Origin of the sequence: Citrobacter sp. wls717 (assembly GCF_005280955.1) — a bacterium.
Classification (GTDB): Bacteria; Pseudomonadota; Gammaproteobacteria; order Enterobacterales; family Enterobacteriaceae; genus Citrobacter; species Citrobacter werkmanii.
Genome location: NZ_SZWW01000001.1, coordinates 356,548 through 377,104, shown reverse-complemented (window position 1 = coordinate 377,104; position 20,557 = coordinate 356,548). Strand labels below are relative to the sequence as shown.

Sequence of the window (20,557 nt, the reverse complement as noted above, 5' to 3'; positions counted from 1 at the left end):
TTCCCCATTTTCACACAGTGAAGTGACTAACTTATGTTGATTCCGTCTAAATTAAGTCGTCCGGTTCGTCTCGACCATACGGTGGTTCGTGAGCGCCTGTTGGCTAAACTTTCCGGCGCGAACAATTTCAGGCTCGCCCTGATCACAAGTCCTGCTGGTTATGGAAAAACAACGCTTGTTTCACAATGGGCGGCGGGGAAGACCGAGTTAGGTTGGTACTCTCTGGATGAAGGCGATAACCAGCAGGAGCGCTTTGCCAGCTATCTGATTGCCGCGATCCAGCAGGCAACCGCTGGGCATTGCACCACCAGCGAAGCGATGGTGCAGAAACGCCAGTATGCCAGCCTGACCTCACTGTTTGCGCAGCTTTTTATTGAACTGGCCGAGTGGCATCGTCCACTCTACCTAGTGGTGGATGATTATCACCTGATCTCCAATCCAGCCATTCACGAGGCAATGCGCTTTTTTCTGCGTCACCAGCCTGAAAATCTCACACTGGTCGTTCTGTCGCGTAATCTGCCGCAGTTGGGCATTGCCAACCTGCGGGTGCGCGATCAGTTGCTGGAAATCGGCAGCCAACAACTGGCCTTCAACCATCAGGAAGCGAAACAATTTTTTGATCGGCGTTTATCCTCCCCGATTGAGGCGGCTGAAAGCAGCCGAATGTGCGATGACGTTGCGGGCTGGGCCACAGCGTTACAACTGATCGCCCTTTCCGCCCGCCAGAACAATAACTCTGCGCACCAGTCGGCACGACGCCTCGCGGGGATCAACGCCAGCCATTTATCCGACTACCTGGTAGATGAAGTGCTGGATAGCGTTGACCTCGGCACCCGTCACTTTCTGCTCAAAAGCGCCATCCTGCGTTCGATGAACGATGCGCTGATCGTTCGGGTCACCGGCGAAGAAAACGGGCAAATGCGACTTGAGGAAATTGAGCGTCAGGGGTTATTTCTGCAGCGGATGGATGACGTCGGCGAGTGGTTCAGCTATCACCCGCTGTTTGGCAGCTTTTTACGCCAGCGTTGTCAGTGGGAACTGGCGAGCGAGCTGCCTGAAATACACCGCGCGGCCGCAGAAAGCTGGATGGCGCAGGGTTTCCCTAGCGAAGCTATCCACCACGCTCTGGCGGCAGGCGACGCCCATATGCTGCGCGATATCCTACTTAATCATGCGTGGGGCCTGTTTAACCACAGCGAACTGGCGCTATTGGAAGAGTCGCTGAAAGCCCTGCCGTGGGAAAGCCTACTGGAAAATCCGCGTCTGGTTCTGCTGCAAGCCTGGCTGATGCAAAGCCAGCACCGCTACAGCGAGGTTAATACCCTGCTGGCCCGTGCGGAACAAGAGATGAAAGGCGACATGGAGCCGACGCTGCACGCTGAATTTAACGCGCTGCGTGCGCAGGTAGCGATTAACGACGGTAACCCTGACGAAGCAGAACGTCTGGCAAAACTGGCGCTGGATGAATTACCCATCGCCTGGTTCTATAGCCGTATCGTTGCCACCTCGGTGCATGGTGAAGTCCTGCATTGTAAGGGTGATCTCACGCGTTCACTGGCGTTGATGCAGCAAACCGAGCAAATGGCGCGCCATCATGATGTCTGGCATTACGCGCTGTGGAGTCTGATCCAGCAAAGCGAAATTTTATTTGCCCAGGGCTTTTTGCAGGCCGCCTGGGAGACGCAGGAAAAAGCGTTCCAGCTGATCAAAGAGCAGCACCTGGAACAGCTGCCGATGCATGAGTTCCTGGTACGTATCCGCGCGCAGTTACTGTGGGCATGGGCACGTTTGGACGAAGCTGAAGCGTCTGCCCGCATGGGCATTGAGTTGCTTTCCACATTCCAGCCGCAGCAACAGCTACAGTGCCTGGCGCTGCTAATTCAGTGTTCGCTGGCCCGGGGCGATTTAGACAACGCGCGTAGCCTGCTCAACCGTCTGGAAAACTTATTGGGCAACGGTCGCTATCACAGCGACTGGATCTCAAACGCCGATAAAGTCCGGGTGATTTACTGGCAAATGGTGGGTGACAAAAACTCGGCCGCCAACTGGCTACGCCACACGCCGAAGCCGGAGTTCGCTAATAACCACTTCCTGCAAAGTCAGTGGCGCAACATCGCCCGCGCGCAGATCCTGCTGGGTGAGTTTGAACCGGCGGAAATCGTACTGGAAGAGTTAAATGAAAATGCGCGTAACCTGCGCCTGATGAGCGATCTGAACCGTAACCTGTTGCTACTTAATCAGTTGTACTGGCAGGCAGGACGCAAAAATGACGCGCAGCGCGTCTTACTCGAAGCGCTGCAACTGGCGAACCGTACCGGATTTATCAGCCACTTTGTTATCGAAGGTGAGGCGATGGCGCAGCAGTTGCGCCAACTGATTCAGCTCAATACGCTGCCAGAACTCGACCAGCACCGCGCCCAGCGCGTTTTGCGGGAGATTAACCAGCACCACCGCCACAAATTCGCCCACTTTGATGAAGGATTCGTTGAGCGACTGCTTACCCATCCGGAAGTGCCGGAGCTTATCCGCACCAGCCCGCTGACCCAGCGCGAATGGCAGGTTCTGGGGCTGATTTATTCAGGTTACAGCAACGAGCAGATCGCCGGTGAGCTGGCCGTTGCAGCCACGACCATTAAGACGCACATCCGCAATTTGTACCAAAAACTCGGCGTCGCCCACCGCCAGGATGCGGTGCAGCATGCGCAGAAACTGCTGAAGATGATGGGCTATGGGGTATAGTTAATGCCTGATGCGCTACGCTTATCAGGCCTGGAGTTAACTTAACACAGCTCTAACTGAATATGGTGGTCGGCAATAACCTGCATCACGCCAGTTGGCGGCAGCGTGTCGGTATAAACCGCATCCACCATGCTAATGCTGCCCATATTCACCATCGCGTTACGTCCGAACTTCGAGTGATCCACCACCAGCATGACGTGACGTGAATTCTCAATGATCGCGCGTTTGGTGCGCACTTCGTGGTAATCAAACTCCAGCAGGGAGCCATCGCTGTCGATACCGCTGATCCCCAGGATGCCGAAGTCCAGACGGAACTGGGAAATAAAGTCGAGGGTCGCTTCGCCCATAATGCCGCCGTCACGGCTACGCAGTTCGCCCCCGGCCAGAATAATGCGGAAATCCCCTTTCGCCATCAGCGTGTTTGCCACATTGAGATTATTGGTCACAATACGTAAGTTGCTGTGATTAAGCAGCGCATGCGCCACCGCTTCCGGTGTGGTGCCGATATCAATAAACAGCGTTGAACCGTTAGGGATCTGCGTGGCAACTTTGCGCGCAATGCGCTCTTTCTCCGCCGTCTGCGTCGCTTTACGGTCATGCCATGGGGTATTGACCGAGCTGGATGGCAACGCCGCGCCGCCGTGGTGACGCAAAATCATATTTTGATCGGCCAGGTCATTCAGATCCCGGCGAATCGTCTGCGGGCTGACGGAGAAATGCTCCACCAGCTCCTCGGTACTGACGTATCCCTGTTTTTTTACCAGCTCAATGATCGCGTCATGTCGTTGTGTTTGCTTCATTATTGTTCCCTGGAATTTTGCCGGATGCGCTGACGCTTACCCGGCCTACAAATTGGTCCAAACGCACACCGCCTTCCGGCACCACAAAACTTGAGTCAAGTTCGTTTTCGCACATGAATAGTATCGGCAAACGCCATTGCCAGACCCACGGCCAGCCCGGCGATATGTGCGCCGTTCGCCATCGACATGCCGAACAGATCAAACCAGCCGGCAACAATCCAGATCAAGGCAAAGATAATCAAACCACGCTGCAGGAAAATACCGCTTTGCGGATCGCGCTCACCGCGCAACCACACGTAGCCCATCAGCGCATATACCACGCCAGACAGCCCGCCAAACCACGGGCCGCTAAATTTCTGCTGAACATAACCGCTCAGCAAGGCGCTGATCACAGTAATGACAATCAGCTTTCCGCTGCCCAGGCGCTTTTCAACCGCGCCGCCGAGATACCACCACCACAGCAGGTTGAACAAAATGTGCATGAGCGAGAAATGCATAAACGCGTGGGTGAAATAACGCCAAAACTCAAATTTCAGCGAAGGATCGAACGGCCAGGCCAGCCAGAGCATTACCGCCTGGTCGCCCAGCACATTCATCGCGATAAACACCAACACACACGCCGCCATTACCGCCCAGGTCACCGGGCCGGCACGTTCGCGCAATGTGGCCAGAAACGGATAACGTTGATAGCGCAGACCGCTGTCGGTATGACCTGACTGCCAACTGGCCGCGAGGTAACGCGGATCGCCCGGGTTATCGAGAAATCGTGCCAGTTCAGCACGCACGCGTTCAGCCTGGGACTCATCCGCCAGCCAGACATCCGTTTGCTGATGTTGTTGAATCGTCAGGATAACGCCCTGCGTCGCCATATAATCAACAAATGCCTGCGCCACGCGGGGGTTAGCAAAAGAGGTAATCATCAACATTATTGCTGTCGCTTATTCCACACAAAAGAGGACAGTATATATATCCTGTCCGTTTCAGGCTGCATCTTTGTTAGCTTACGAACCGTATGTCACTTCTGCAGGAAAATGTCGATGCCAGGCATCGAAGCCGCCGTCAACGCTGTAAACCGCATCATAGCCCTGCTGAAGAAGATACTGCGCCGCGCCTTTACTGCTATTGCCGTGGTAACACATCACCATCACGGCAGTATCAAAATCATGCTCACGCATAAACGTCCCCAACGTGTCGTTCGTCAGATGAAAGGCCTGCGGCGCGTGGCCCATCGCATAGCTTTGCGGATCGCGGATGTCCACCAGCACCGCCATTCCGTGCAGGAGTTTCTGATGGGCTTCTTCGACATTAATACACTCAAACTGATCCATGGCGTTCTCTTGTTAAGTTCTACTTATATTCTGGCAGGTAACCAATACTACCCTCCAGTGTACGTTGCCTGCGCAGGTAAACGCCATAATGTTATATGTATCACTGTAAATTGTTTATCCAATGTTACCAATGGCGCAATTCTTTGCTATTATGCTCGATAACGAACATTAATGAGCTATAACGAAAGTGCGAGAGGCCAGCATGGAAACCAAAGATCTGATTGTGATAGGTGGAGGCATCAACGGTGCCGGTATCGCGGCAGATGCCGCTGGACGCGGTTTATCCGTGCTGATGCTGGAGGCACAGGATTTAGCCTGCGCCACCTCCTCCGCCAGCTCCAAACTCATCCACGGTGGCCTGCGCTACCTGGAACACTACGAATTCCGCCTGGTGAGCGAGGCGCTGGCAGAACGTGAAGTGCTGTTGAAAATGGCACCGCATATCGCCTTCCCGATGCGCTTTCGTCTGCCCCATCGCCCGCACCTGCGTCCGGCATGGATGATCCGTATTGGTTTGTTTATGTACGATCATCTGGGCAAACGCACCAGTTTGCCGGGTTCTACTGGTTTGCGTTTTGGCGCGGATTCCGTAATGAAACCTGAGATTGTGCGCGGTTTCGAATATTCTGACTGCTGGGTAGACGATGCGCGTCTGGTTTTGGCAAACGCCCAAATGGTCGTACGCAAAGGCGGTGAAGTATTAACCCGCACCCGTGCCACCTCCGCTCGCCGTGAAAACGGCCTGTGGATTGTTGAAGCCGAAGATATCGATACCGGTAAAAAGCACACCTGGCAGGCCCGTGGTCTGGTCAACGCCACCGGACCGTGGGTGAAAGAGTTCTTTGATGACGGCATGCATCTGCCTTCGCCGTACGGTATTCGTCTGATTAAAGGTAGCCACATCGTGGTGCCGCGCGTACATACCCAGAAGCAAGCGTATATTCTGCAAAATGAAGATAAACGTATTGTGTTTGTTATCCCATGGATGGACGAATTCTCGATCATCGGGACGACTGACGTCGAATACAAAGGCGACCCGAAAGCAGTGAAAATTGATGAAAGCGAAATCAATTATCTGCTGAAGGTCTACAACGCGCACTTTAAGAAACAGCTTGGCCGTGACGATATCGTCTGGACTTACTCGGGCGTGCGTCCACTATGTGATGACGAGTCCGACTCGCCGCAGGCTATTACCCGTGATTACACGCTGGATATCCACGACGAAAACGGCAAAGCGCCGCTGTTGTCGGTCTTTGGCGGTAAGCTGACAACCTACCGTAAGCTGGCCGAGCACGCGATGGAAAAACTGTCGTCGTACTATCAGGGCATTGGCCCGGCATGGACCAAAGAGTGCATCCTGCCTGGCGGTGATATTGGCGGCGATCGCGAAGATTACGCGGCAAAACTGCGCCGTCGCTATCCGTTCCTGACCGAATCGCTGGCGCGCCACTATTCGCGTACCTATGGCAGCAATACTGAATGGATTATCGGCGACGCCACGTCAATCGCCGAGTTAGGCGAAGACTTCGGCCATGAGTTCTATGAGGCCGAGCTGAAGTATCTGGTTGAGCATGAGTGGGTGCGTCGCGCAGAAGATGCGCTGTGGCGTCGTACGAAAGAAGGCATGTGGCTGAATGCCGAACAGCAGTCCCGCATGACCCAATGGCTGACGGAGTATGTCGAGAAGCACCAGCTGTCGCTGGCCTCCTGATAAAAATGCCGGATGGCGGCTAACGCCTTATCCGGCCTACAAGAGTGCATAAACATAGGCCGGGCAAGCGAAGCGCCCCCGGCCTCGGATGTTACAACCGCACCGAATCAATATGCCAGATGTTCTCGGCATACTCTTTGATCGTCCTGTCCGAAGAGAAGTACCCCATATTGGCGATGTTTATCATCGACTTCGTGGTCCACTCTTCCGGATGGCGATACAGCTCATCAACCTTATCCTGGCAATCGACATAGCTGCGATAATCCGCCAGCACCTGATAGTGGTCGCCAAAGTTAATCAGCGAATCGACCAGATCACGATAACGTCCAGGCTCCTCAGGGCTGAACACGCCGCTGCCAATCTGCGTCAGCACCTGATGCAACTCTTCATCTTTCTCGTAATACTCACGCGGCTTGTAGCCCTGAATGCGTAAAGCCTCAACCTCTTCCGCCGTATTACCAAAGATAAAGATATTCTCCGCACCCACATGTTCCAGCATCTCAACGTTGGCGCCATCCAGTGTCCCGATGGTCAGCGCGCCGTTGAGCGCGAATTTCATATTACTGGTTCCGGAGGCTTCGGTCCCGGCCAGAGAAATCTGCTCAGACAAGTCGGCGGCAGGAATAATCACCTGCGCCAGACTGACGCTGTAGTTGGGGATAAACACGACCTTCAATTTATCGCCAATCTGCGGATCGTTGTTGATCACCTTCGCGACATCGTTGATCAAATGAATGATGTGCTTCGCCATGTAATAGGCTGAAGCCGCTTTACCCGCGAAGATATTCACGCGCGGCACCCACTCGGCGTCTGGATCGGCTTTGATGCGGTTGTAGCGGGTGATCACATGCAGCACATTCATTAGCTGACGTTTGTACTCGTGAATACGCTTGATCTGCACATCAAACAGCGATTTCGGGTTCACTACCACGTTCAGCTGCTGGGCGATGAGCGTTGCCAGTCGCTTTTTGTTCTCCAGCTTCGCACGACGCACAGCCTGATTCACTAACGGGAAATCACAGTGCTGCTCAAGCTCGCTGAGCTGGCTGAGATCGGTACGCCAGGTGCGGCCAATGTTCTCATCCAGTACGTCAGAAAGCGATGGGTTCGCCAGCGCCAGCCAGCGACGCGGCGTCACACCGTTGGTCACGTTGCAGAAGCGAGTCGGGAAAATCTTCGCAAAGTCAGCAAACAGCGACTGCACCATCAGGTTGGAGTGCAGTTCAGACACACCGTTAACCTTGTGGCTCACCACCACCGCCAGCCATGCCATACGCACACGACGACCGTTTGATTCATCGATAATCGACGTCCGTCCCAGCAGAGCGGTATCGTTCGGATACTGCTCCTGCAGCGTCTTCAGGAAGTAGTCGTTAATCTCAAAAATGATTTGCAAATGGCGCGGCAGGATTTTGCCCAGCATATCCACCGGCCAGGTTTCCAGCGCTTCACTCATCAAGGTGTGGTTGGTATACGAGAAGACCTGACAGCACACCTCAAACGCGTCGTCCCAACTGAACTTGTGTTCATCGATCAGCAGGCGCATCAGCTCAGGGATCGACAGCACCGGGTGGGTGTCGTTAAGGTGAATGGCGATTTTATCGGCCAGGTTGTCGTAGGTTTTATGCAGTTGATAATGGCGGTTCAGGATGTCCTGCACCGTTGAGGAGACGAGGAAATACTCCTGGCGCAACCGCAGTTCGCGTCCCGAATAGGTAGAGTCATCCGGATACAGTACGCGGGAGACGTTCTCGGAGTGGTTTTTATCTTCCACCGCCGCAAAGTAGTCGCCCTGGTTAAATTTACCGAGGTTGATTTCGCTGCTGGCCTGGGCATTCCACAGGCGCAGCGTGTTGGTGGCGTCAGTGTCATAACCGGGGATAATCTGGTCGTAGGCCACTGCGAGGATCTCTTCGGTCTCAATCCAACGCGTTTTCTTGCCTTCCATCTGTACGCGGCCGCCAAAGCGCACTTTGTAGCGCGTGTTGTGGCGTTTGAATTCCCACGGGTTACCGTATTCCAGCCAATAGTCCGGGGACTCTTTTTGTCGACCATCGACAATGTTCTGTTTAAACATGCCATAGTCATAACGAATACCGTAACCACGTCCGGGCAGACCCAGCGTTGCCAGTGAGTCGAGGAAGCAGGCTGCCAGGCGTCCGAGGCCACCGTTACCGAGACCGGGGTCATTCTCTTCGTCGATCAGATCTTCCAGATCTAATCCCATACCTTCCAGCGCACTTTTAACATCGTCGTAAATCCCCAACGATAACAGCGCATTGGAAAGCGTGCGCCCAATCAGAAACTCCATTGACAGATAATAAACCTGACGGGTTTCCTGGGATAATTGCGCACGGTTAGAACGCAGCCAGCGCTCCACGAGACGATCGCGCACCGCGAATAACGTGGCGTTCAGCCACTCATGTTTGTTGGCAATGACCGGGTCCTTACCAATCGTGAACATCAGTTTGTAGGCAATAGAATGCTTAAGTGCCTCGACGCTGAGTGTGGGCGATGCATAAGTAAATGGAGCGTTCATATAGGTGATTCCTGGATATCTATTTCAAGCGGTAGTAAAGCTCGCGGTAAGACTTCGCCGCGACTTGCCAGCTAAAATCCATGGTCATGGCCTGGCGTTGTACAAACCGCCAAAGCGAAGGCCGGGACCACAATACGAAAGCACGCCGGATCGCGCGTAGCAGCGACCAGGCATTACTGTCTTCAAAGACAAACCCACTGGCGATACCGTCCGCCAGGTTTTCCAGCGAACTGTCAGAGACCGTATCCGCCAGCCCACCGGTACGCCGCACCAGCGGCAGCGTGCCATACTTCAGCCCATACAACTGCGTTAAGCCGCACGGTTCAAAACGGCTGGGTACCAGAATGACGTCGGCCCCGCCCATGATGCGGTGCGAGAAGGCTTCGTGATAACCAATTTGCACCCCTACCTGTCCGGGATGTTCCGCCGCAGCGGCCAGGAAGCCTTCCTGTAATACTGGGTCGCCCGCGCCAAGCAGCGCCAGTTGCCCCCCCTGCTCTAACAGACCCGGCAGAGCCTCCAACACCAGATCCAGCCCTTTCTGACTGGTCAGACGGCTCACGACAGCAAACAGCGGCACTTTATCGTTAACCTTAAGTCCCATCGCAATTTGTAGCTGACGTTTGTTCTCCGCCTTCTCATCCAGCGTGTCGCGCGTATAGCGCGAGGCCAGTAGCAGATCGGTTTCCGGGCTCCAGATTTTTTCATCAACGCCGTTCAGCACGCCGGAAAGTCGCCCTTCCCGATGACGCTGTTGCAACAGACCTTCCATGCCGTAGGCAAACTGCGGCTCGGTAATCTCCCGCGCGTAGGTCGGACTCACCGCCGTGATGTGGTCGGCGTAGTACAACCCGGCCTTCAGGAACGAAATCTGCCCGTTAAACTCCAGCCCGTGCACATTAAAGAACGACCATGGCAATTGGATGTCATCCATATGCTTTGCATAAAACATGCCTTGATACGCCAGGTTGTGGACGGTGAACACCGATTTCGCCGGATGGCCGCGGGCCGCCAGATACGCCGGGGCCAGACCGGCATGCCAGTCGTGCGCATGCACCACATCCGGGCGCCAGAATGGGTCAAGGCCGCAGGCCATTTCACATCCGGCCCAGCCGAGCAACGCAAAACGCAGGACGTTATCGGTATAAGCGAACAGGTTGGTGTCGTGATACGGACTACCCGGACGGTCATAGAGATGCGGCGCGTCCACGAGGTAAATGCCGACGCCGTTGTAATGCCCGAACAGCAGCGTAATTCTGCCTGCAAAGGTATCGCGACGCGTCACCACCTGAGCATCAGGAATGCCGCGACGGATATCCGGAAACGCCGGGAGCAGCACGCGGGCATCTACACCGTCGGCAATTTGCGCGGCCGGTAACGCCCCAAGAACATCCGCCAGTCCCCCGGTTTTAAGCAGGGGGAACATCTCTGAACATACGTGTAAAACCTGCATTATCGCTCCTGTTTGATTTGCAGTTTGCGCAGCATTTCACGCGTGACCAGCACAATGCCTTCTTCTGAGCGGTAGAAGCGACGAGCATCCTCTTCCGCATTTTCACCAATCACCATGCCTTCAGGGATAACGCAGGCGCGGTCAATGATACAACGACGTAACCGGCATGAGCGTCCTACCCATACTTCAGGCAACAACACTGCCGAATCAATGTTACAGAATGAATTCACCCGCACTCGCGGGAACAGAACGGACTGCACCACCACCGAACCAGAAATAATACAGCCGCCGGAGACCAGCGAGTTCAGCGTCATTCCGTGGCTACCGGAACGGTCCTGCACAAATTTCGCCGGCGGCAGAGACTCCATATGCGTACGGATTGGCCAGTCCTGGTCGTACATATCCAGTTCAGGCGTCACCGAGGCCAGATCGAGGTTGGCCTTCCAGTAAGCTTCCAGCGTTCCCACATCGCGCCAGTACGGCTCGGATTCCGGGTCAGACTGTACGCAGGACAATGGGAAGGGATGTGCATACGCCATGCCAGCTTCGGTGATTTTTGGGATGATGTCTTTACCGAAATCGTGACTGGAGTTTTCATCGAGGTCATCTTCCGCCAGTAATTCATACAGGTAATCGGCGTTAAAAACGTAGATCCCCATGCTGGCAAGAGATTTGGTCGGGTCACCCGGCATGGCTGGCGGGTTGGCAGGTTTTTCAACGAACTCGATAATTTTGTCGCTGTCGTCCACGTCCATCACACCAAACGCGCTGGCCTCTTCGATAGGCACCGGCATACAGGCCACGGTGCAACGCGCCCCCTTCTCGACGTGGTCGATCAGCATACGCGAGTAGTCCTGCTTATAAATATGATCGCCTGCAAGGATCACTACATATTCCGCTTTGTAGCGGCGAATGATGTCCAGGTTTTGGGTTACCGCATCCGCCGTGCCGCGATACCAGTTTTCACCCTGCATTCTCTGCTGCGCAGGCAGCAGATCGACAAACTCGTTCATCTCTTCGCTAAAGAACGACCAGCCGCGCTGAATATGCTGTACCAGCGTGTGCGACTGGTATTGCGTGATCACGCCGATACGGCGGATGCCGGAGTTAATACAGTTGGATAAAGCAAAATCGATAATGCGGAATTTACCGCCAAAGTGCACGGCCGGCTTGGCACGTTTATTGGTCAAATCTTTCAGGCGGGTACCGCGGCCACCGGCCAGGATCAGGGCAACAGATTTTAATGGCAGCTGGCGCGCCAACATAACACGATCGTTCTTCTCTAAACTCACCATGACTAACTCCTTTTTTATCCTCTATGGAACACACACAGTCCGTGCGCAGGTCCCTGCCAGACAGCCGTAAGCACCGGATTGTCCTCTCCGGCAAATGGGGGAATAGCTCGCCATTCCCCTTCAGGTAAAACGATATCTGTCACCTCAAGCGTGGCGTTTATTGCAATCAGGAAACGGTCGGAAAGCAGGATTTGCATCTGCCTCGGGCCGTTTTGCCACTCATCCGCACTTAAGGGTTGTGCGTACTTATTCAGCCAATGAACATTGCCATCGCCCTCTTCCCACCAGCAATCGCCCGTTACTGCGGGAATTTGCTGGCGAAGATGAATCAACGCGGCGGTAAAGGTGGTTAGCCCACCGTTTGCCTGCTGCCAGTCCAGCCAGGTTAAGGCGTTATCCTGACAGTAAGCGTTATTGTTGCCGTGCTGGCTATGGCCATGCTCGTCACCGGCCAGCAGCATCGGCGTCCCTTGAGAGAGCAACAGCGTACTCAACAGCGCATGAATGCTGTCGCGCCGCCGTTCAATCAGGTCCAGCGAACCGCCTAACCCTTCTTTACCATGATTATCACTGTAGTTATTGCTAGTGCCGTCGCGATTTTCCTCACCATTCGCTTCATTGTGCTTATTTGTGAAGCACACACAGTCACGTAGGGTAAAACCGTCGTGCGCGGTCACCAGATTGACCGTGGCGCTGGGTTTGCGGCCATTGCGTTTAAACACGTCGCTGGATGCGGCAAAACGCCCGGCGAATTCTCCTAAAGAGAGATTACGCTGGAGCCAGAAACGTCGCGTCGCATCGCGAAAATGGTCATTCCACTCGGCAAACGGCGGTGGAAAGTTCCCCACCTGATACCCGCCTTCACCGATATCCCACGGTTCCGCAATCAGTTTGACGTGTGAGAGCAGCGGACAGTTTTGGATTGCAGTGAACAACGGCGCATCCTGACGAAACGTAGGCGTACGTCCCATAACCGACGCTAAATCAAAACGAAAACCATCCACGTGGCAAGTTTCAACCCAGTAACGCAGGCATTCACACGCATACTCGACAACGCCGGGATGGCTCAGATTGAGGGTGTTCCCACAACCCGTCCAGTTGTAGTAATCGCCATCATCCCTGATCCAATAATAGCTACGGTTATCGATTCCGCGCAGCGAGAAGACGGGTCCTTCGAGATCCAGCTCGGCGCTGTGGTTCAAAACGATGTCGAGAATGACCTCAATCCCCGCTTTGTGCAGCGCTTTCACCGCATCACGGAACTCATCCAACGCGCTCTCCGGCGAGCAGGCGTAAGCCGGATGCAACGCGAACATAGCGACCGGGTTGTAGCCCCAGTAGTTCGACAAGCCCAGCCGCTGCAGACGCGGTTCGCTGGCGAAATGCGCCACCGGTAGCAGCTCAAGCGCAGTAATGCCAAGGCGCTTGAAATAGTCGATCATCACCGGATGACCCAGCGCTTTATAGGTCCCGCGAAGTTCTTCCGGCAGCTCAGGATGCAGATACGTCAGTCCTTTCACATGCGCTTCGTAAATCACGGTATTGCCCCACGGCGTGCGCGGCGCGGCATCGTCTTCCCAGTCATAATGGTCAGACACCACCACGCCCTTCAGCGCGATGGCGGCATTATCATGATGATCAGGTTCATTTAGCCCGCCGTGCAGCAGCGGGTTATCTTTTAACGCGCCATCCACCCGGCGCGCATAAGGATCGAGCAGCAGTTTCGCCGGGTTAAACCGGTGGCCCTTCTCTGGTTGCCACGGACCATGTACGCGATAGCCATAGCGCAGGCCCGGACGGGCGTTGGCCAGATAACCGTGCCAGACATCGCCGCTACGTCCCGGCAGGTCGTAGCGGAGTTCACAGCCTTGCTCATCGAATACACATAATTCAACGCGCTCGGCGTGGGCCGAGAAAAGCGTGAAATTAACGCCATGGCCGTCATACGTTGCACCATGCGGGGTGGCGTTGCCGGTTGCCAGATGCGTCATTACCCCTCCCGAACCAGCCAGATCGTCGCCAACGGCGGCAACGTCAGGCTCAGTGAGTGCTGGCGGCCATGACTGGCGATTTCATCGCTATGCACCGCGCCGCCGTTACCGGTATTGCTACCGTGGTAATGCATCGAATCGGTATTGAGGATTTCACGCCATTTGCCCGGCTGATTGATACCGAAGCGATAGCCGTGGCGAGGTACTGGCGTAAAATTGCTGATAACGATAATTTCGTTGCCGGCCTTGTCACGACGAACAAAAATCAGCACCGAACGTTCTTTATCGTCAACTACCAGCCATTCAAAACCATAGCTGTCAAAGTCGAGCTCATGCAGCGCCTTGTGATGGCGATAAGTATGGTTCAGGTCACGCACCAGACGTTGCACCCCGTGGTGCCAGTTATCGCCGCCTTCCAGTAAGTGCCAGTCCAGACTGACGTCGTGATTCCATTCACGCCCCTGAGCAAACTCGTTGCCCATAAACAGCAGTTTCTTACCCGGGAAGGCCCACATCCAGCCGTAGTAAGCGCGCAGGTTGGCAAACTTCTGCCATGCGTCTCCCGGCATGCGGTCGAGAATGGATTTTTTACCGTGCACCACTTCATCGTGCGACAGCGGCAGCACAAAGTTTTCGGTGTAGTTGTACAGCATGCCGAAGGTCAGCTTGTCGTGATGATACTGACGATAAACCGGATCCAGTTTCATGTAGTCCAGCGTGTCGTGCATCCAGCCGAGGTTCCACTTATACCAGAACCCTAAACCGCCCATGTCCTGCGGTCTTGATACGCCGGCAAAGTCGGTTGACTCTTCCGCCATGCTTACGGCGCCGGGCACCTGCTCGCCAAGAATACGATTGGTATTGCGTAAAAATTCAATCGCTTCGAGGTTCTCACGACCACCAAATTCATTCGGGACCCATTCCCCTTCTTTGCGGCTGTAGTCGCGATAAATCATCGACGCCACGGCATCCACGCGCAGCGCGTCAATCCCAAAACGTTCAATCCAGTACAGGGCGTTACCCACCAGATAGTTGCTGACCTCACGGCGGCCGTAGTTGTAGATCAGCGTATTCCAGTCCTGGTGATACCCTTCACGCGGGTCACTGTGCTCATACAACCTGGTGCCATCAAACTCCGCCAGACCAAAATCATCTGACGGGAAATGGCCCGGAACCCAGTCCAGAATGACGTTCAGCCCCGCCTGATGCGCGGCATTCACAAAATAGCGGAAATCATCACGCGTCCCGAAACGACGGGTCGGCGCATACATGCCGGTTGGCTGGTAGCCCCAACTGCCGTCGAACGGATGCTCGTTAATCGGCAACAGTTCGAGATGAGTAAAGCCCATCCACTTGGCGTAAGGAATCAGTTGATCCGCTAGTTCGCGGTAGCTCAGCCAGAAGTTGTTATCAGTATGACGACGCCATGAACCCAGGTGCACCTCGTAGATAGAGATCGGCGCATCAAACTGGTTGGCTTTTTTGCGCTCCTCGCTTTGCACCACTTTTTCGGGCAGGCCGCAGATAAGCGACGCGGTTTCCGGGCGCATCTGCGCTTCGAAGGCGTAAGGGTCGGCTTTAATGCGCAGCTTACCGTTAGCATCGATCATCTCGTACTTATACAGCTGACCATGCTGTGCGCCGGGGATAAACAACTCCCAGATACCGCTCTCTTTACGCAGACGCATCGGGTGGCGACGGCCATCCCAGTAGTTGAACTGCCCGACCACCGAAACACGTTGGGCGTTGGGCGCCCAGACTGAGAAACGCGTACCGGTTACGCCATCCATGGTATCCGCATGCGCGCCCAGCGTTTCGTAAGGACGCAGGTGCGTACCTTCAGATAACAGCCAGGCATCCATATCCTGGATTAGCGGACCAAAACGATAAGGGTCATCAATAAGATTCTGCTGGCCATGCCAGACAACGGCTAACTGATAACGAAAGAAATTTTTACGGCGGGGAAGTACAGCACAGAAAAAACCGCGAGAGTCGAGGCAGTCCAGCTTGCCGACTTTACGTCCGGTTTTGGGTTCGATCACCCACACTTCTGTGGCGTCTGGAAGTAAGGCGCGGACTTCAAGTCCCGCGTCAGTTTGATGCATACCGAGTACGGAAAAAGGATCCGCAAAATGGCCTGCAATTAGCGCATTAATCACGTCTCTATCGATACGAACGGACATGGTTGTCATCCTGTTTTATGGTGTCACGCCTTCCAACTGATTTTCGACATCAGGTAGTGACACTTTTTTTGACCTGAACGGCGCAGCACAATTGTGCATCCTCTCTGCGTCGTCCCACCTTCAGGCAACAACTTAATACCTCCGGTATTAAGTCACCCTTAAAGAATAGCCAATGCTTTATCTTACTCCTGGTAAAAAATGAAACATCTGCGCTTACTCCTGTATTACGCAAAAAAATGGGTGACTCAGCACCCATTGATAAAACACGGAACCACTGTGCCGGATGGCGGCATTGCCCGATCCGGCCTGGCGGTTCGCGTCGTTTGTAGGCCTGATAAGCGTCGCGTCATCAGGCAGTCCAACATTACGCCAACTGGCGCAGCATGCGGCGCAATGGCTCCGCAGCACCCCACAGCAACTGGTCGCCCACGGTAAAGGCAGACAGAAACTCCGGTCCCATATTCAGCTTACGCAGACGGCCTACTGGCGTGGTCAGCGTACCGGTAACGGCCGCCGGGGTTAACTCACGCATGGTGATCTCCCGATCGTTTGGCACCACTTTGGCCCACGGATTGTGCGCCGCCAGCAGCTCTTCCACGGTCGGAATAGACACATCTTTTTTCAGTTTAATGGTGAACGCCTGGCTGTGGCAGCGCAGCGCGCCGACGCGCACACACAGACCATCAACTGGGATCACGGCAGACGTGTTGAGAATTTTGTTGGTTTCCGCCTGTCCCTTCCACTCTTCACGGCTCTGGCCGTTATCGAGCTGTTTGTCGATCCACGGAATCAGGCTCCCGGCCAGCGGTACGCCAAAGTTATCAACCGGCAGTTCGCCGCTGCGGGACAGGGTCGTCACTTTACGTTCGATATCGAGAATAGCAGAAGAAGGGGTCGCCAGTTCATCGGCCACATGGCCATACAGATGGCCCATCTGGGACAGCAGTTCACGCATGTGGCGCGCGCCGCCGCCGGAAGCCGCCTGATAGGTCGCCACGGAAACCCAGTCGACCAGGTCGTTGGCAAACAGGCCGCCGAGGGACATCAGCATCAGGCTAACGGTACAGTTACCGCCGACAAAAGTCTTAATACCTTTGTTCAGACCGTCGGTAATCACATCCTGGTTAACCGGATCGAGAATGATGATGGCATCGTCTTTCATGCGCAGCGAAGAGGCCGCGTCAATCCAGTAACCCTGCCAACCGCTTTCACGAAGCTTTGGATAGATTTCGTTGGTATAATCGCCGCCCTGACAGGTCACGATGATATCGAGCGCCTTCAGCGCGTCCAGATCAAAAGCGTCCTGAAGCGTGCCGGTCGCGGTTCCACCAAACGTCGGTGCCGCCTGCCCGAGCTGGGAAGTAGAAAAGAAAACAGGGCGAATGGCGTCGAAGTCACGCTCCTCAACCATGCGTTGCATGAGAACAGAGCCGACCATACCGCGCCAGCCGATAAAACCAACATTTTTCATAGCGTTTTTTTCCTGCGAAGATGTGTGCTGTGTATGTATGCCAGTGTCCTGGTGGCATATCCTTCACCATACAAAATGCAGCCAAAGTCGCAAGTGAAATTAATCAATGATAGCGAAGCCATCAGTAATGCGACTTATCCCGCTGCGCAAGCAAGCAGAAAGTCCGCGGTAATTATCAGGGAATTTGAGTTATGAATGAAATCATTTCAGCGGCAGTTTTATTGATCCTGATTATGGATCCGCTCGGAAATCTGCCCATTTTCATGTCCGTATTGAAACATACCGAACCAAAACGCCGCCGCGCGATTATGATTCGCGAGCTGTTCATTGCGCTGTTGGTGATGCTGATATTCCTGTTTGCGGGCGAGAAAATTCTGGCATTTCTTAACCTGCGCGCAGAAACCGTCTCGATCTCCGGGGGCATCATTTTGTTCCTGATCGCCATTAAGATGATTTTCCCCAGCGCCACCGGGAACAGCACCGGCCTTCCGGCAGGCGAAGAGCCGTTTATCGTACCGCTGGCAATCCCGCTGGTGGCCGGGCCGACAATCCTGGCCTCGTTGATGCTGTTATCACATCAGTACCCAAATCAGATGGGGCATCTGGTGATTGCGCTGCTGATCGCCTGGGGCGGGACATTTGTGATTCTGCTGCAGTCGTCGCTGTTTTTACGCCTGCTGGGCGAGAAAGGGGTGAACGCGCTGGAGCGTCTGATGGGATTGATTCTGGTGATGATGGCAACCCAGATGTTCCTCGATGGCGTACGGATGTGGATGAAGGGGTAATTTCTCTTTATTTGGATCAAATAGCATGTTACCCGGAGAACAGTTCCGTTCACGTTATGTTCATTGCTTCTCTGAGATCTCGTCACCAGTGAACGTGTTAAGGGGGCTACGCAGCCCCCTTAACAATCCCGGCTCTCCGGCAGGAAAATCACCGCGTCGCGGTTCCCTCGCCTTATTCCTCCAGGCTACCCGGCCTACGATGTGGTTCTGTGCCCGTTTCCAGGCCCGGTAAGCGCAGCGCCACCGGGCAACAAGACTCAGCTCAGCAGTTGGAAAGCAATCATACCGACAATCGCGCCGACCGTACCGAGGATGGTTTCCATCATCGTCCAAGTCTTCAGCGTTTGCGCTTCGGTCGCGCCGGTGAATTTCCCGAACAGCCAGAAACCGGCGTCGTTAACGTGGCTGACGACGATTGAGCCGCCTGCGATACAGATAGACAGCGCCGCCATCTGCGCGCCGGAGTAGTTCAGTTGCTCAATCACCGGCATGACCAGACCGACCGCCGTTAAGCAGGCCACGGTCGCGGACCCCTGAATGATACGTACTGCCGCCGCCAGCACGAAGCAGGTAATGGCAATGGGCAGCCCCATACCGGTTAACGCTTCACCCAGGGCCGGGCCAACGCCGGAATCAACCAGCACCTGCTTGAACACGCCGCCCGCACCAATCACCAGCAGAATAATCCCCGCCGGTTGCAGCGCGTGACCACAAATCTCCATCACCCGATCTTTTGCCATGCCCTGGCGCACTGCCAGGCCGTAAATCGCCACCAGGCAGGCAACCAGAATCGCGGTAAACGGGTGACCGATAAACTCGAACCATTCGTAGGTTGAAGAACCGACCGGCACAAAGCGCGCGGCGATAGTTTTCAGGCCAACCAGTACTAACGGCAACAGGATCAGCGCCAGACTGAAGCCAAAGGAGGGCATTTTGCCTTCACCCAGATGCGGCTCGGTAATGTCTTCTGGCACATGCAGTTCAACGTAACGGCTGATGAAATTGCCCCACAGCGGCCCGGCAATAATCATGCCCGGAATGGCTGCGCACAGGCCAATCAGGATCATCCAGCCAAAGTCAGCGTGCATTTGGGATGCCAGCAGCATCGGCGCAGGTCCCGGCAGCAGGAACGCCGCAGCGGCCGCCACCCCCGCAAACAGCGGAATAACCAGCTTCACCAGGTTCGTTCCGGTGTGACGCGCCATTGAGAACGCCACGCTTATCAGCAGCACAATCGCCACTTCAAAGAACAGCGGTAGCGCGCAAATCAGGCCGGCCAGACCAATCGCATAATGCGCGCGGCTGTGACCGAAAGATTTCAGCATCTTGACGGCAATCTGATCGACCGCGCCGGTCTCATGCAGAATCTTGCCAAACATCGCTCCCAGCGCCACCACAATCGCCAGAAAGCCGAGCGTGCCTCCCATCCCTTTTTCCATGGTCGCCGCGATTTTATCAAGCGGCATACCGGAAAAGAGACCTGCACCAATAGACACCACCATCAAAGCAACAAAGGCATGCATACGCGCCTTCATCACCAAAAACAGCAGTAATAAAACAGACCCTACTGCTGTTAAAACAAGCGTTAATGTAGTCACTACTTACTGCCCTGGTTAATCACTTCAATGGTGCTAGCTACCACACCGTCCAGCGGCTGATCGATATCAACCACCAGAACATCTTTTTCATTCGCATCCGGTTCTTCCAGCGCTTCGAACTGGGTTACCAGCATTTGCGTTTTGAAGAAGTGCCCTTTACGTGCCTTCAGGCGGCTTTCGATTACGTCAAAATCGCCCTTCAGGTAAATGAATGAGAGGTTCGGGTTACCGTCACGCAACTGATCGCGATAGACTTTCTTCAGCGCGGAACAGACGATCAGCGACACCTTATTGGTACGCTGCATCGCAAAGGCGGCGTCATTCAGCGCCTGTAACCACGGTTTACGGTCGTCATCGTTGAGTGGCTCACCGGAAGCCATTTTCATGATGTTGCTGCGCGGATGGAGAAAATCGCCATCAAGAAACGCGGCCTGCAGTTGATGCGCCACTTCACTTGCGACAGCAGATTTACCGCTGCCTGATACGCCCATCAGAACGTAAACGTGGTGATCATGATTAGTCGTGCTCAAAGCGTTGCCCCCACTGGTACAAGAATCAGGAAATTGTTACGGGTAACTGTTATCGGTAACATTGTCCAGCCGGATAAATAGAGAAGCAATATCCATTCGTGCCCGAAGTGTATAAGTGTGAGCTACTTCAAAGT

Annotated in this window: 14 protein-coding genes; 3 read left to right on the top strand and 11 right to left on the bottom strand. The window is 54.6% G+C overall.

What is annotated here, in order from left to right; translation table 11 throughout:
- Nucleotides 1–33: 33 nt before the first annotated feature.
- Nucleotides 34–2,739, top strand: a complete 2,706-nt coding sequence (malT, locus tag FDX09_RS01755; protein WP_087856282.1) for an HTH-type transcriptional regulator MalT — start codon at nt 34–36, stop codon at nt 2,737–2,739.
- 41 nt (nt 2,740–2,780) lie between these two features.
- Here malT and FDX09_RS01750 read toward each other — a convergent pair whose 3' ends face one another.
- From FDX09_RS01750 to glpE, 3 genes are all read right to left on the bottom strand, one after another.
- Nucleotides 2,781–3,539, bottom strand: coding sequence for a DeoR/GlpR family transcriptional regulator (locus tag FDX09_RS01750; RefSeq protein ID WP_137346703.1), 759 nt, complete (start codon nt 3,537–3,539; stop codon nt 2,781–2,783).
- A 95-nt stretch (nt 3,540–3,634) separates the two neighbouring features.
- Nucleotides 3,635–4,465 (bottom strand): rhomboid family intramembrane serine protease GlpG, encoded by an 831-nt coding sequence (gene glpG / locus FDX09_RS01745; protein ID WP_038634914.1) that lies wholly within the window; start codon nt 4,463–4,465, stop codon nt 3,635–3,637.
- 75 nt (nt 4,466–4,540) lie between these two features.
- Nucleotides 4,541–4,867, bottom strand: coding sequence for a thiosulfate sulfurtransferase GlpE (gene glpE / locus FDX09_RS01740; RefSeq protein ID WP_038634917.1), 327 nt, complete (start codon nt 4,865–4,867; stop codon nt 4,541–4,543).
- Between the two features lie 202 nt (nt 4,868–5,069).
- On the opposite strand from glpE, the gene glpD reads away from it, so the two are divergent.
- On the top strand, nt 5,070–6,578 hold the full coding sequence (glpD, locus tag FDX09_RS01735) for a glycerol-3-phosphate dehydrogenase (protein WP_038634920.1): 1,509 nt from the start codon (nt 5,070–5,072) through the stop codon (nt 6,576–6,578).
- A 91-nt stretch (nt 6,579–6,669) separates the two neighbouring features.
- Here the strand turns inward: glpD and glgP are convergent, their stop codons facing one another.
- The 6 genes from glgP to asd form a co-directional block, all read right to left on the bottom strand.
- Nucleotides 6,670–9,117, bottom strand: coding sequence for a glycogen phosphorylase (glgP, locus tag FDX09_RS01730; protein WP_038634923.1), 2,448 nt, complete (start codon nt 9,115–9,117; stop codon nt 6,670–6,672).
- Nucleotides 9,118–9,136: 19 nt separating this feature from the next.
- On the bottom strand, nt 9,137–10,570 hold the full coding sequence (gene glgA, locus FDX09_RS01725; RefSeq protein ID WP_038634926.1) for a glycogen synthase GlgA: 1,434 nt from the start codon (nt 10,568–10,570) through the stop codon (nt 9,137–9,139).
- Nucleotides 10,570–11,865: a glucose-1-phosphate adenylyltransferase gene (gene glgC / locus FDX09_RS01720; protein WP_006687433.1), complete on the bottom strand. Its 1,296-nt coding sequence runs from the start codon at nt 11,863–11,865 to the stop codon at nt 10,570–10,572. Before glgC ends, glgA begins: the two co-directional genes overlap by 1 nt.
- A 14-nt stretch (nt 11,866–11,879) precedes the next feature.
- Nucleotides 11,880–13,856, bottom strand: a complete 1,977-nt coding sequence (gene glgX, locus FDX09_RS01715; protein ID WP_137346702.1) for a glycogen debranching protein GlgX — start codon at nt 13,854–13,856, stop codon at nt 11,880–11,882.
- Nucleotides 13,856–16,039, bottom strand: coding sequence for a 1,4-alpha-glucan branching enzyme (glgB, locus tag FDX09_RS01710; RefSeq protein WP_137346701.1), 2,184 nt, complete (start codon nt 16,037–16,039; stop codon nt 13,856–13,858). The genes glgX and glgB overlap by 1 nt, the downstream gene beginning before the upstream one ends.
- Nucleotides 16,040–16,403: 364 nt before the next feature.
- A complete protein-coding gene (gene asd / locus FDX09_RS01705) occupies nt 16,404–17,510 on the bottom strand; it encodes an aspartate-semialdehyde dehydrogenase (RefSeq protein ID WP_069323790.1) in 1,107 nt (368 codons plus the stop codon).
- 191 nt (nt 17,511–17,701) lie between these two features.
- On the opposite strand from asd, the gene yhgN reads away from it, so the two are divergent.
- The gene (gene yhgN / locus FDX09_RS01700) at nt 17,702–18,295 is read left to right on the top strand and encodes an NAAT family transporter YhgN (RefSeq protein ID WP_003023480.1); all 594 of its coding nucleotides are present in this window, start codon (nt 17,702–17,704) and stop codon (nt 18,293–18,295) included.
- A gap of 257 nt (nt 18,296–18,552) precedes the next feature.
- Here the strand turns inward: yhgN and gntU are convergent, their stop codons facing one another.
- Nucleotides 18,553–19,893 (bottom strand): gluconate transporter, encoded by a 1,341-nt coding sequence (gntU, locus tag FDX09_RS01695; RefSeq protein ID WP_032940610.1) that lies wholly within the window; start codon nt 19,891–19,893, stop codon nt 18,553–18,555.
- Complete coding sequence (gene gntK, locus FDX09_RS01690) at nt 19,893–20,423, bottom strand: gluconokinase (RefSeq protein WP_038634945.1); 531 nt, start codon at nt 20,421–20,423, stop codon at nt 19,893–19,895. The genes gntU and gntK overlap by 1 nt, the downstream gene beginning before the upstream one ends.
- Between the last annotated feature and the right edge of the window lie 134 nt (nt 20,424–20,557).